9 protein-coding genes, 1 tRNA gene, 2 rRNA genes and 1 pseudogene (1 of these 13 cut by a window edge) are annotated in these 12,689 nt (G+C 57.0%); 8 read left to right on the top strand and 5 right to left on the bottom strand.

The genetic code is table 11. The annotated features are described in order from the left end of the window. The 7 genes and pseudogenes from ACOQOY_RS08510 to ACOQOY_RS08480 all read left to right on the top strand — a co-directional run. Positions 1-1,892 (top strand): 23S ribosomal RNA (locus tag ACOQOY_RS08510); it begins 951 nt to the left of the window's first position. 186 nt (positions 1,893-2,078) lie between these two features. Next, positions 2,079-2,193 (top strand): 5S ribosomal RNA (rrf, locus tag ACOQOY_RS08505). A gap of 86 nt (positions 2,194-2,279) precedes the next feature. After that, a tRNA-Met gene (locus ACOQOY_RS08500) sits at positions 2,280-2,356 on the top strand. 371 nt (positions 2,357-2,727) lie between these two features. Next, a pseudogene (locus tag ACOQOY_RS08495) lies at positions 2,728-3,825 on the top strand (IS701 family transposase); the annotation flags it as partial. A gap of 188 nt (positions 3,826-4,013) precedes the next feature. Then, positions 4,014-5,522: an IS21 family transposase gene (gene istA, locus ACOQOY_RS08490; RefSeq protein ID WP_420583780.1), complete on the top strand. Its 1,509-nt coding sequence runs from the start codon at positions 4,014-4,016 to the stop codon at positions 5,520-5,522. Next, on the top strand, positions 5,519-6,322 hold the full coding sequence (gene istB, locus ACOQOY_RS08485) for an IS21-like element helper ATPase IstB (protein ID WP_420583779.1): 804 nt from the start codon (positions 5,519-5,521) through the stop codon (positions 6,320-6,322). Before istA ends, istB begins: the two co-directional genes overlap by 4 nt. 473 nt (positions 6,323-6,795) lie before the next feature. Further along, a protein-coding gene (locus ACOQOY_RS08480) for an IS630 family transposase (RefSeq protein WP_420583699.1) occupies positions 6,796-7,754 on the top strand; the annotation gives its coding sequence in 2 pieces (ribosomal slippage) (positions 6,796-7,137 and positions 7,140-7,754; 957 coding nt in all). Positions 7,755-7,901: 147 nt separating this feature from the next. Here ACOQOY_RS08480 and ACOQOY_RS08475 read toward each other — a convergent pair. The 5 genes from ACOQOY_RS08475 to ACOQOY_RS08455 all read right to left on the bottom strand — a co-directional run bounded on the left by ACOQOY_RS08475 (position 7,902) and on the right by ACOQOY_RS08455 (position 11,397). Then, positions 7,902-8,348 carry a hypothetical protein gene (locus ACOQOY_RS08475; RefSeq protein ID WP_420585018.1) on the bottom strand — a complete coding sequence of 149 codons (447 nt, stop codon included), beginning with the start codon at positions 8,346-8,348 and terminating at the stop codon, positions 7,902-7,904. 326 nt (positions 8,349-8,674) lie between these two features. Then, entirely contained in the window at positions 8,675-9,052 is a 378-nt protein-coding gene (locus tag ACOQOY_RS08470; RefSeq protein ID WP_420587225.1) for an MFS transporter, read from the bottom strand. A 293-nt stretch (positions 9,053-9,345) separates the two neighbouring features. Beyond that, a complete protein-coding gene (locus tag ACOQOY_RS08465) occupies positions 9,346-10,143 on the bottom strand; it encodes an iron chelate uptake ABC transporter family permease subunit (protein WP_420585017.1) in 798 nt (265 codons plus the stop codon). Next, positions 10,143-10,883 (bottom strand): metal ABC transporter ATP-binding protein, encoded by a 741-nt coding sequence (locus ACOQOY_RS08460; protein ID WP_420585016.1) that lies wholly within the window; start codon positions 10,881-10,883, stop codon positions 10,143-10,145. Before ACOQOY_RS08460 ends, ACOQOY_RS08465 begins: the two co-directional genes overlap by 1 nt. 1 nt (position 10,884) lies before the next feature. Further along, complete coding sequence (locus ACOQOY_RS08455; RefSeq protein ID WP_420585015.1) at positions 10,885-11,397, bottom strand: Fur family transcriptional regulator; 513 nt, start codon at positions 11,395-11,397, stop codon at positions 10,885-10,887. Positions 11,398-11,453: 56 nt separating this feature from the next. On the opposite strand from ACOQOY_RS08455, the gene ACOQOY_RS08450 reads away from it, so the two are divergent. Then, positions 11,454-12,596 (top strand): zinc ABC transporter substrate-binding protein, encoded by a 1,143-nt coding sequence (locus ACOQOY_RS08450; protein WP_420585014.1) that lies wholly within the window; start codon positions 11,454-11,456, stop codon positions 12,594-12,596. The last annotated feature ends 93 nt before the right edge of the window (positions 12,597-12,689 follow it).

Genomic DNA, 12,689 nt, shown 5'->3' with positions numbered 1-12,689 from the left:
ACTAGATGGCAGACACACTGCGGATGCTAACGTCCGTAGTGGAGAGGGAAACAACCCTGACCTACAGCTAAGGCCCCCAATTCATGGCTAAGTGGGAAAGCAGGTGGGACGACCAAAACAACCAGGAGGTTGGCTTAGAAGCAGCCATCCTTTAAAGATAGCGTAACAGCTCACTGGTCTAAATAAGTTGTCCTGCGGCGAAGATGTAACGGGGCTCAAGCCATGAGCCGAAGCTTAGGATGCCGTAAGGCATGGTAGCAGAGCGTAGTGTGACATAGAACTCATCCGTATTTGCATCTTTCTGTGAAATATCAGTGGATGTAATGACGGATCGAGTTCTTTCGATGAAGCCGGCCTGTGAGGGATCCGGTGGAGAGATCACTAGTGAGAATGATGACATGAGTAGCGACAAAGAGTGTGAGAGACACTCTCGCCGAAAGTCCAAGGGTTCCTGCTTAAAGCTAATCTGAGCAGGGTAAGCCGGCCCCTAAGCCGAGGCCGAAAGGCGTAGGCGATGGGAACTAGGTTAATATTCCTAGGCCAGGAGGATGTGACGGATCACAGGTGTAGTTCAATCTTATCGGATTGGTTGGGCTGCTGAGTGGTTCCTGGAAATAGCCCTCCATCAGACCGTACCCTAAACCGACACAGGTGGACTGGTAGAGCATACCAAGGCGCTTGAGAGAACGATGTTGAAGGAACTCGGCAAAATACCTCCGTAAGTTCGCGAGAAGGAGGCCCGGTTCCTAGGCAACTAGGGGCTGGGGGCACAAACCAGGGGGTGGCGACTGTTTATTAAAAACACAGGGCTCTGCGAAGTCGCAAGACGACGTATAGGGTCTGACGCCTGCCCGGTGCCTGAAGGTTAAAAGGAGAGGTGAGAGCCTTGAATTGAAGCCCAGGTAAACGGCGGCCGTAACTATAACGGTCCTAAGGTAGCGAAATTCCTTGTCGGGTAAGTTCCGACCTGCACGAATGGCGTAACGACTTCCCCGCTGTCTCCAACATCGACTCAGCGAAATTGAATTGCCTGTCAAGATGCAGGCTTCCCGCGGTTAGACGGAAAGACCCCGTGCACCTTTACTACAGCTTCGCACTGGCATCAGGATTGTGATGTGCAGGATAGGTGGTAGGCTTTGAAGCGGAAACGCAAGTATCCGTGGAGCCTCCCTTGAGATACCACCCTTCGCACTCTTGATGTCTAACCGCGGTCCGTTATCCGGATCCGGGACCCTGCGTGGCGGGTAGTTTGACTGGGGCGGTCGCCTCCTAAAGCGTAACGGAGGCGCGCGAAGGTTGGCTCAGAGCGGTCGGAAATCGCTCGTTGAGTGCAATGGCAGAAGCCAGCCTGACTGCGAGACTGACAAGTCGAGCAGAGTCGAAAGACGGCCATAGTGATCCGGTGGTCCCGAGTGGAAGGGCCATCGCTCAACGGATAAAAGGTACGCCGGGGATAACAGGCTGATACTGCCCAAGAGTCCATATCGACGGCAGTGTTTGGCACCTCGATGTCGGCTCATCTCATCCTGGGGCTGGAGCAGGTCCCAAGGGTACGGCTGTTCGCCGTTTAAAGAGGTACGTGAGCTGGGTTTAGAACGTCGTGAGACAGTTCGGTCCCTATCTGCCGTGGGTGTAGGAGACTTGAGAGGAGTTGCCCCTAGTACGAGAGGACCGGGGTGAACGATCCACTGGTGGACCAGTTGTCGTGCCAACGGCAGTGCTGGGTAGCTATGATCGGACAGGATAACCGCTGAAGGCATCTAAGCGGGAAGCCCCCCTCAAAACAAGGTCTCCCTGAGGGCCGTGGAAGACCACCACGTCAATAGGCCGGAGATGTAAGCGCAGTAATGCGTTCAGTTGACCGGTACTAATCGCCCGATAGGCTTGATTTGATCCAGTAATGGAAAGACAAGACCAAAGCATACACCGACCTTGACTAAGGATAGCGTCGCAGCACCTAGCCGCGATGTTGATTGATACTATAACCGTGCGGGAACGTGCCTTTTGTGAACAAAAGACGCTGCCTCCCGCGCGTCGCCTTTTTGCAAAGCAAAAAGAGCGACGGGGATTTTCCTCGGTTTGGTGGTCATAGCGCAAGTGAAACACCCGGTCCCATCCCGAACCCGGAAGTTAAGCACTGCCGCGCCAATGGTACTTGGGCTTAAGCCCCGGGAGAGTAGGTCACCGCCAAACCTAGTAAAATCCCCCCTCTCTCTAATACGATATCAGAATTACCGACCCCGGCCTCAAGTAGCGTAAGCGATAGGCCAACCTAGTGTCGCGGGATGGAGCAGCCCGGTAGCTCGTCAGGCTCATAACCTGAAGGTCGTAGGTTCAAATCCTACTCCCGCAACCAGGTCGGAAACTCTCAAAACAGCCCGTTCAGACTAAAATTGATCCCCCGGATCAACCGCCTAACGTCTTCACCTCGCCAGGATCATAACCTGAAGGGCACAGGGTCAAATCCAACGCCGGCAACCAGCGTCAAAAACCAAACAGCCCGCTCGATCTACAAACAGTCCACTGGACTGTTTGGACATGTCACGCTTTAGTGCTGCTCCAAGTGTACGTTTAAGCGACTTTCCGTTCGAAGGCGACAGGGCTTTTCCTGATCGTCGTGGCTGATGTCGATCGTAAGCGTTGCATCCGACCCCCTAATACTACAGTTGCGCATTGACTTGATCTCTGATTCATTACTGGTGATCTGGTAATTGGGAGGTTTTGGAGATGGCGGTTTCGGTCTGGAGGGAAACGCTTGTTGACTGGCGCAAGTCTCTGGAAGAATTGAAGTCTTTTGTTGCCCCGGCCTTCCGGCGTATTGAACAGCGCCGGACAGCGGGTGCCTTCATAGACGGCTTGCTGTCGGGGGCTGAACGCAAGACGGGCTGGATGCTTTCGGAAGAAGCCGGTTTTGACAAGCCGTATCGGATACAGTCGCTGCTGGGGCGCTCTTCCTGGTCCGCCGATGCGCTGTGTGACCTTGTTCGCAAATATGCCGTTGACATTCTTGGCGATCCTGAAGGTGTTCTTGTTGTGGACGAGACCGGTTTTTTGAAGAAGGGCGAGCATTCGGTTGGGGTTGCCCGACAGTATTCGGGTACAGCGGGGCGGGTAGAGAACTGTCAGATCGGGGTATTTGCCGCTTATGCGAGCCGCTGGGGTCATGCGCTGATCGATCGGCAACTCTATCTGCCGAAGGCGTGGGCGGAGGATCCGGATCGCCGTGCCAAAGCTCATGTCCCGCAGGAGGTGGGATTTGCCACCAAGCCGCAGATGGCTCGCGCGATGGTTTCCCGTCTCCTTGATGAAGGTGTCCCCTGCGCCTTTGTGCTGGCCGATGCTGTTTACGGGTCCGACAGCGGGTTCCGGCGCATGCTGGAGCAGCGCGGGCAGTCCTATGTATTGGCGGTGAAGTCCACGCATACACTGCGTCTTGTCGAAGACGATCACCTCATCCAGACCGATCCCGCCACCCTGACCGGAGAACTGGGCCCCGAAGCCTGGCGACCTCTTGCCGCCGGAGAGGGCGCGAAAGGACCGCGCCTTTACGAGTGGGCGCGTCTGCCCATCGGTAAACAGACCAAAGACGGGTTTATCAAATGGGTTCTGGCGCGCAGGAGCCGTCATGATCGCGCTTCCATAGCCTATTACTTCGCTTATGCGCCCGCCAATACCACCTTGGCGGAACTGGCCGCTGCGGCCGGGCTGCGCTGGACTATTGAAGAGTGTTTTCTCAGGGCAAAGGATGATCTGGGCCTGGACCATTGCGAGGCCCGGTCCTGGCATGGCTGGCACCGGCATATGAGCCTTGTGATGGCCACCGCTGATGAGCGACAACCAAGTTGACCGGCACCGACAGCCAAGTTGGCCGGTGGCTTGAACCGGAATGAGGGCGGAGCCCGATTGGAGGTTTGAGCCACCGGATCGGCCCTTTTGGGAGGGGTACGGGGTAGGTGCTGGCCGCTGTGGCCCGGTAGGTTGGAGACCTCTGAACGTGAATACGGAGGTTCCGAATGCCGGGGAAACCCGTCACCGACCAGCAAATGAGATTGTACATGTCCGACCGACCCTTTCATAACCAACGTGTTGCCGCAGCCCGTGCCGGTTTCAGCGAACGCACCGGGCGCAGGATTGAAGCAAACCCGGTACTGCCTTCGCAGCGCAAACCAGTCCGTGGTCGCACCGTCCCTGATCCTTTGGAGGCTGTGTGGCAGCCTATCCTGATCCCGCTCCTCGAACGGGATTCTTCCGTGCAAGCTGTGACGTTGCTCCGTCATTTGCAGATGCTGGATCCTGACGGCTTCCCCGATGATCGGGTCCGGCGGACGCTGGAACGACGGGTTCGGGAGTGGCGCGCCCTGCATGGCCCCGAGCGCGACGTGATCTTTCGCCAGTCCCCGGAGCCAGGGCGTATGGGACTGTCGGACTTCACCGATGCGACTGAACTCGGCGTGACAATCGCCGGTCATTTGCTGCTTCATCGGCTTTTCCACTTTGTTCTCGCCTACAGCGGCTGGGAGCATGCCGCGCCGGTTCTGGGCGGGGAGAGTTTCACGGCACTGGCTGAAAACCTTCAGAATGCGCTCTGGACACTTGGGGGCGTGCCGCAGGAGAGCAGAACCGACAGCCTGTCGGCCGCGTATCGCAATCTCGACAAGGATGCGACCAGGGATGTCACCGAACGTTATGAGGCGTTCTGTCGGCACTATGGGATGGTCGCGAGCCGCAATAATCCCGGCGAAGCCCATGAGAATGGCGCGATCGAAGCACACAACAATCATCTCAAGGTGGCTTTGGATCAGGCTCTGATCCTGCGGGGATCGCGGGACTTTCCCGACATCGATGCCTGGCGCCGGTTTGTCGACGAAGTTGTCGCCCGCCGCAACCGCCGCCGTGAGGACAAGATAAAAGTCGAGTTGCAACACCTCAAGCCGCTGCCCACGCAGCGCACCACCGACTTCACCGAACTTGTCGTGCGTGTTGTCAGGACCGGAGGTTTCCTGGTCCACAGCGTGTTCTATTCCGTGCCCTCGCAGTTCATCGGCCAGCGCTTGCGCGTTCACGTCTATGACGACCGGATCGAAGCCTATCTCGGGGCCACGCATGTGGTCTCCCATCCCCGCATGCGCGGGCGCAAGGACGGTAAACGTATCCATAGCATCAATTACCGGCATGTCATCCATGCCCTGCGTCGCAAGCCTCAGGCTTTGGCAAATTCCGTCTATCGCGACAATCTCTTCCCCAGGTCCGAATACGCTGAGGCCTGGAACCGCCTCTCCGAGGTTTTGCCCCGCAAAGAGGCTTGCAAACGCATGGTCGATCTGCTCTGGCTGGCCCATAGCGAGAACTGCGAGGCAGACCTGGCCGCGCTGATCGCCGGGGACTTTGCAAATGGCGCATTGCCAGATGCCAAAACCCTGCGGAAACAACTCCTTGGGTCACGCACGGAATTGCCGGAAGACCGAAAGGTCAGACTGACGGATCTGTCCAGCTTCGATCGCTTGCTGGAGGTGCGCACATGACACAGGTGTCCAAACCACAAACTGTCGATGTGCACGCCTTGCCCGCCCTGTTCACCGCTTTGCGTCTGCCCAGCTTCCAGCACCACTGGGAGCGCTTCGCGCAACAGGCCGATACCGAGAACTGGCCTGCAGCCAGGTTGCTGGCCACTCTAGCCGAGATCGAATTGGCTGAGCGCGAGGAACGCCGCATTCGACGCCACCTGGGCCAATCGGGCCTGCCCGGCGGAAAAACCCTGGCCACATTCGAGTTCAAAGCCGTACCTGAGCTGTCACAAGCCCGGATCGAGGCGCTCGCAGCAGGCGACTGGGTTGAAACCGGCGCCAATCTGATCGCCATCGGAAACTCCGGCGCGGGCAAGACGCATATTCTTTGCGCCATAGGACATGCTCTGATCGAAGCCGGGAATCGCGTCCTCTACACGCGAACAACCGATCTGGTACAGAAACTTCAGGCTGCCCGGCGAGATCTCGTGTTGGAAACTGCACTGGCCAAACTCGACAAATTCGATCTCGTCATTCTGGACGACATCACATATGCCCAGAAAGACCACGCCGAAAGCTCTGTTCTCTTCGAACTTATCGCACGGCGCTATGAAAACCGAAGCCTTGCGATCGCTGCCAACCAGCCATTCAGTGCATGGGGCAAAATCTTCCCCGACCAAGCTGTTACCGTCGCAGCCATCGACAGGTTGGTTCATCACGCCACGATCCTCGAGATGAACTTCGAAAGCTACAGGCGACGCTCAGCTGAAAATCAACGTCGGCCAAAACAAAAATCCACCGGAAAAGCCAAAACCTGAAGGAGAAGCAAACCAGACCATAAACACGTCATGAACTGCGGCTAAAACCGGACAACGAGGTTGTCGCTACCGGACAAAATGGTTGACGGCGTACACACCGCCGCATTTCTGGCAAAGCTCAGCGCGGACCAGCGCCGCAATGCATTCGGGAAAGTGAACAAAACGAGTCCGGCAACGGGCCGCAGCGCATAGGCTTTCTGCGAACCGAGATATATACTACGCCAAGCTTTCTTTCGACCGTTGAAATCCTCAGATTGATCGCGCGCCTCATTCTCCCAACGCCCCCTTCTGACGCCTTCATTCTCGGATGGTCCCTCTGGCGAAGAACACATCAGGCCGCTGCTGCCAGAGCCCATCGAAAGTCCCGCCTCAATGCGCAACTGTAGTACTAAAGCTTTTCGAGCAAAGTTTGAATCGGCAGGGTTCCCCTGAGGTTTGATTTGTGATTCACCCTTTTTGGGAGGATCAGGAATATGCCAGCACCGTTGCCAAAGGAACTACGAGATCGTTTTGCGCGCTTGATCGAAGAAGGGCTGTCAGGGAGGGAGGCGTCGCGCCGTCTTCAGGTGTCCGCCGCGACCGGTGCGCGTTGGAGACGCCAGATACACGCGTCTGGCGCGGCCCAAATTGCCCCGATGGGGCGTCCACCGGGCAGCGGAAAGTTGGCACCCCATGTCGGGTTCTTCCGCGAGTTGTTAGCTCAAGACCCCGACATTACCCTTTTCGAGTTGCGCGATGCGCTTGCCGATGCTGTGGGGATCACTGTTCATCATTCGGCCATTGCCGGATTGTTGAAGCGCCTTGGCTTCACTCACAAAAAAAGTCGCTGGTGGCCACCGAACGCCGTCGCGCCAAGGTAAGACGACAGCGCGACGATTGGTCTGCTTATCGTTCGCCAGCCATCGCCCGAATGCCGGACCGCGTGGTGTTCATCGACGAAACGGCGGTAAAGACGAACCTCACCCGGCTCCGTGGCTGGGCACCTCAAGGAGAACGGCTGACCATGGACGCGCCGTTTGGCAGTTGGGGTACACAGACGCTGATCGCGGGGCTGACTCAGGACGCGTTGATCGCGCCGTGGGTCATCAAGGGCGCAATGGATGGCCCGGCATTCGCCGCCTACATCCGAGAAGTCCTCGTCAAGGAAATAGCGCCCGGCACTGTCGTCATCCTCGACAACCTAGCCACGCACCGGAACAAAGAGGCAGCACAGGCCCTGCGTGACCATGGATGTTGGTTTCTCTACCTGCCACCATACTCGCCCGACCTGAACCCCATCGAACTAGCTTTCTCAAAACTGAAAGCCCATTTGAGACGGATCGGGGCGAGAACCTTCACCGAAGTCTTCGAGGCTATCGGATCAATCTGCGATCTCTACGATCCAACAGAGTGCTGGAACTACTTCAAGGCCGCAGGATATGTTGCAAACTAATCTCGAAAGGCTTTAGATAGCACCTCATCAGCCAACACCTAGAAGTATATGATGCCTCCAAAAGGATACAGGCATCATGAATTCTCAAGCTCTAGGTGAACTCGCAAGTGACCAGAAAATCGAAAAAGTCTTCCAGCTTATGGCTACTCAATTCCCGTTGGGAAGGACGACCGTCGACTGTGGCCCAGAAAATTCAAAAATGAAGTGGGTCAACGCATGAGAGCCGTTTTCCAATGCGACGTCGATTTCCTGCAATAGTTCCTTATCACTCTCTCTTTTTGCTCCGTGGATTATGGCGCTTCGAACTTTATAAAAATGTCTGAAGGCCTCTTCCGTCTCCGTGATCTCTGCGTCACTGCCACCCAAAGCACTTGAAACCTTCTTATTCAATTGTTTGCTACGTGTATTTTCTTTCGGGTAATAACGTTCAAAGATGATCGTTAGATCAAGTATTCGATCTTCTTTCGCGTATCTGCCAAATGTTCGTTGCGCTTCAGCAAGCCGATGGATGAGCGGCGCGATAGTCGGGTATTCTGTTTCGCTCTTTCTCGAAAACAAGTTTACCGCTTCTTGAATGAGGTCAACGTTAACCACTTTACGTTTTCGGAATGGATCGTGAAAGTTCCCAACAAATTCGCCAGCTCGGGACGATGTCACCTTTTGAAATTGCCCTAGCCGTATTTGAGAGCGCGGCGAGCTCCAGCTTAGCAAAAATAGATTGGCCTATTGTCGGGCCGAAGAGTTGAAAGCAACGAAACTGTGATTGAGGGTGGGGCCGCTTTGCGGAATGCTGCAGAGCGGCACGCTCAAGCGAACAGTGTCGGCTGTGGGCCGTAAGGACACAAATATGAATTTCCGTATTGGCGCGTGGCGCCAATATCGGCTTTAGATGCCTATGCCGGAAGACGCCAATTTGGGGGTCAGATGCAACGCTTACTGTCGATCAATGCAGCCTGAGCGATAGGCTGATTGGCGGTTGCAAAGCCGGAAATCGCGCGCCCCAAAAGCAGCAGCCAATAGTTGGATGTCGTGATTGCGGCCACGGTAAGAAGATATCCGACCAAGGTGCCGTTCAGGCAGATCATGATACCCCCTTTGCGACCAGTATAATTCGACACTTTCGCAATGAATGGGGCGCCGAAAATGTAAAACAGAAAGAAAACGGCTATGAGAATAGTGCAGTCGAACTGACGAATGAGGGTTGGGGTGTCATGCGGCAGGAAGGTCTGCTGCGGGTCCAACAGGTTGGTGTTGAAAATCGGCGGGATTAACCCAAAGCCCACTAAGTCAAAAAATATGACAAGTAACAGCGACTATCGCGAAAGGTTCATAACAAATACCTCGACGAGACCCCGATTGTTCCAGCTTGAAATGAACACGGTTTAAGCCAGTCAAATGGTCGGCATCCTCAACCAGCCGCCCTACAACGAGTGTTACTGGCTCGGGTGCTTTGTGTCCAATTGGACCACTGCGTGTGGAATGCCCGTAGAGTGTTGAGCCGCGACGTAGGGCTAGTGACGTAGCTTACTGCCGCGCGACGTATCGCAACCCTCGGTCTTCGGCTGACGGCAGAACACTGCCTGCAGCTGGTTCAAAGTCTGTGTCGGGATTGCCATCCGACTAAGCTGAGCACCGCGAATACGATCGCCGCTACGCAGACAATCGAAGGGCCAGCTGGCGTGTCCAACACATATGCCGCCCTCAGCCCGGCGGCGGCCGAGAACGCTCCGATAGCGGCTGCGATCAACGCCATTGTCTCGGGCGAGCGTGACAGGCTGCGCGAGGCCGCGGCCGGGATGATCAGCATTGCGGCGATCAGCAGAACCCCCACAACCTTGATCGCCACAGCCACTGTCACGGCCAGCGCCAGTGTCAGGATCAGCTGTTCGCGCTTGGGGTCAAAACCGCTGGCATAAGCCAGTTCTTCGTTCAGCGTTGCGGTCAGCAGCTGCGACCAGCGCCATGTGATCAGCGCGATGACCAATGCGGCCCCGCCCCAGATGACAATCAGATCGGTACGGGAAACGGCCAGAATGTCGCCAAAGAGATAGGCCATCAGGTCGATGCGAACACCGGACAGAAACGAAACGGCGACAAGGCCGAAGGCCAGCGCGGAATGCGCCATGACGCCCAAAAGCGTGTCCATCGCATAGCCCCGCCCCGACAGCAGCGTTACGGTCAGCGCCATGGCAAGTGCGACCATCAGCGCTCCGGCAAAGACGGACATCTGAAAGGTCAGGGACAGAGCCACGCCAAGGATCGCGGCGTGAGCGGTTGCGTCTCCGAAATAGGCCATCCGGCGCCAGACGACAAAGCACCCAAGTGGCGCTGCTGCAAAAGCCACGCCAATGCCCGCAAGCGTTGCGCGCGTCATGAAGTCATCAAGCATTATTCTGCGGCTTCCTGGGAATGGTCACAATGGTCATGATCGTGGTCGTGGTCATGGCGGTATAAGGCCAGCGCCCCGCCAGTACCAGTTCCGAACAGTGCCCGGTATTCCGGGGCCGATGCCACCACAGCCGGAGAGCCTTCGCAACAGACATGCCCGTTCAGGCAGATCACCCTGTCCGAAGCGCTCATGACGACGTGCAGCTCATGACTGATCATCAGGATCGCGCAACCGGTTTCACGGCGCACCTCTTCGATCTGCTGGTAAAAGGCGGCCGATCCTGGCTGGTCCAACCCCTGCGTTGCTTCGTCCAGAAGCAGAACGTCCGGGCGGTTGATCAGAGCGCGCGCCAGCAAAACCCTCTGGAACTGGCCGCCGGACAGTTGCGACATCTGGCGTTTCAAAAGGTCTGGCACCCCGGCAGCCTTAAGTGCCTGAGTGCATTGGGCTTGCGAAACACGATGGGTCAGGCGCATGAACCGCTCGACCGAGATCGGCAGGGTCGGGTCGATATGCAGCTTTTGTGGTACATATCCGATCTTGAGACCGCGCTTTAGGACAACGCGCCCCACAGACGGTTTGGTGGCACCGATGATGGCGCGCAACAGGCTGGTTTTGCCCGACCCGTTGGGGCCGACGATTGTGACGATCTCACCGGGCTCAATCACCATATCCACATGACGCAGAACGGTATTTGCGCCATAGCGCACGCTGAGGTTTTCAACGGTGATCAAGGTCATTTCACGCCTTTTCGGTGCAGTCCGGGCAGATTCCCTCGGCTTCTACAACTGTTCGCTCAATCTCGAAACCCGCAGCGCGCGCAGCATCGCGTAGAATACCTTTGGCGGGTGCCGAGTGGGCTTCGGCCACGGCATCGCACTTTCTGCATATCATAAACGCAGGAGAGTGATCGGCCCCGGGGTGCGCGCAGGCAACAAACGCGTTCAGACGCTCGATCTTGTGGACGAAGCCGTTTTGCACAAGAAAATCCAGCGCGCGATAGGCCACCGGTGGCTGTGAGCCGAACCCTTCTTCGCGCAGACGGTCAAGAATAGCATAGGCACCCAGCGCCCGGTGCTCTTGCACCAGCATCTCTAGCACCTTGCGCCGAACGGGGGTCAGGCGCAGGCCTTCCTCTTTGCAGCGGGCTTCCGCGTTGGCCAGCGCGGTTTCCACGCAATGGGCGTGGTCATGGTCGTGGAACCCAACAGGGGCCGATCCGTCAGCCGGGGCAGGGTGCGTCTCACTTGTCATGTTATTCCATATCATGTATGCCGCTCGTAACGTTATAAAATCACACAGAGGGTCTGATGTCCAGAAAGCTTCTCCCGCTAACCATTACTGCTGCGCTATTGGGCGGCACGGCATTGGCTGATGTGCCGAAAGTGGCGGTCGATATCGCGCCGGTTCACTCTCTGGTCGCGCGGGTCATGGATGGCGTCGGGACACCCGAGCTGATCATCTCGCCGGGTGCATCGCCCCACGAATACAACTTGCGCCCGTCCGAGGCCGCCGCGCTGCAAGAGGCCGATCTGGTGTTCTGGATCGGTGAGGATCTGACGCCGTGGATGGAGGGCGCTATCGACACGCTTGCTGATGGGGCTACCGTTACCACTCTGCTGGAAGCGGATGGCACCGTTCTCCTCGACTTCCGTGAAAATGCGTTGTTCGAGGCGCATGACCACGGAGATCATGATGATCATGACGATCACGAAGACCATGACGATCACGAGGATCATGGGCACGATGACCATGATCATGGCGATGAACATGCCGAGCATGATGAGCACGCGCATGACGATGAGCATGCGCATGACGACGATCACGCGGATCATGACGGTCATGAAGACCACGATGACCACGATCATGAAGATCACGCGGACCATGACGATCACGATCATGACGACCACGCCGAACACGGTCACGATGACCATGCACATGGCGACCATGACCCGCATGCCTGGCTGTCCCCGGCAAATGCAGAAACCTGGCTGAACGTGATCGCGGCACAGCTGTCTGCGGCCGACCCGGACAACGCCGGTGCCTATTTTTCGAACGCAGCCGCTGCGCGCGCGGAAATGGAGGCGCTGTCCGCCGAAGTAGCCGAAACGCTTGACCCGGTACGCGGAGGCAGCTTCATCGTGTTCCACGACGCGTACCAGTATTTCGAAGATGCGTTTGACTTTCCGGCGTCGGGCGCGATCTCGATCGGTGACGCAACAGACCCAAGCCCCGCGCGCATCGCCGAAATTCAGGGCCGCATCCGTGACGAAGGCGTTGATTGCGTTTTGGCTGAACCGCAGTTCAACGTCGGCATCGTTGCGACCGTTCTGGATGGAGTCGACGCCGGTACCGGCGTGCTTGACCCGCTCGGATCGGATCTTGAGCCCGGAGCGGCGCTGTATCCGCAACTCATCCGCAATATGGCTAACACTCTGGCCGAGTGCCTTTGATCTTTTTGGCCCGCCCGACCGTGAAACAGACGGTCGGGCCTGTCGCCGTTAGAGACAGTGCTGAAAATTAGTGTTCGTGTTCCCAGTGTCCCT

This window comes from Ruegeria sp. (genome assembly GCF_965221235.1).
Taxonomy (GTDB): Bacteria; Pseudomonadota; Alphaproteobacteria; order Rhodobacterales; family Rhodobacteraceae; genus Ruegeria.
The sequence above is the reverse complement of the archived record's forward strand: the minus strand, read 5'-3'. Positions and strand labels throughout refer to the sequence as shown.

Coding starts and splice junctions, on each gene's coding strand:
- istA (WP_420583780.1), top strand. CDS start 4,014: ATGCCGGGGAAACCCGTCACCGACCAGCAAATGAGATTGTACATGTCC.
- istB (WP_420583779.1), top strand. CDS start 5,519: ATGACACAGGTGTCCAAACCACAAACTGTCGATGTGCACGCCTTGCCC.
- ACOQOY_RS08465 (WP_420585017.1), bottom strand. CDS start 10,143: ATGCTTGATGACTTCATGACGCGCGCAACGCTTGCGGGCATTGGCGTG.
- ACOQOY_RS08460 (WP_420585016.1), bottom strand. CDS start 10,883: ATGACCTTGATCACCGTTGAAAACCTCAGCGTGCGCTATGGCGCAAAT.
- ACOQOY_RS08455 (WP_420585015.1), bottom strand. CDS start 11,397: ATGACAAGTGAGACGCACCCTGCCCCGGCTGACGGATCGGCCCCTGTT.
- ACOQOY_RS08450 (WP_420585014.1), top strand. CDS start 11,454: ATGTCCAGAAAGCTTCTCCCGCTAACCATTACTGCTGCGCTATTGGGC.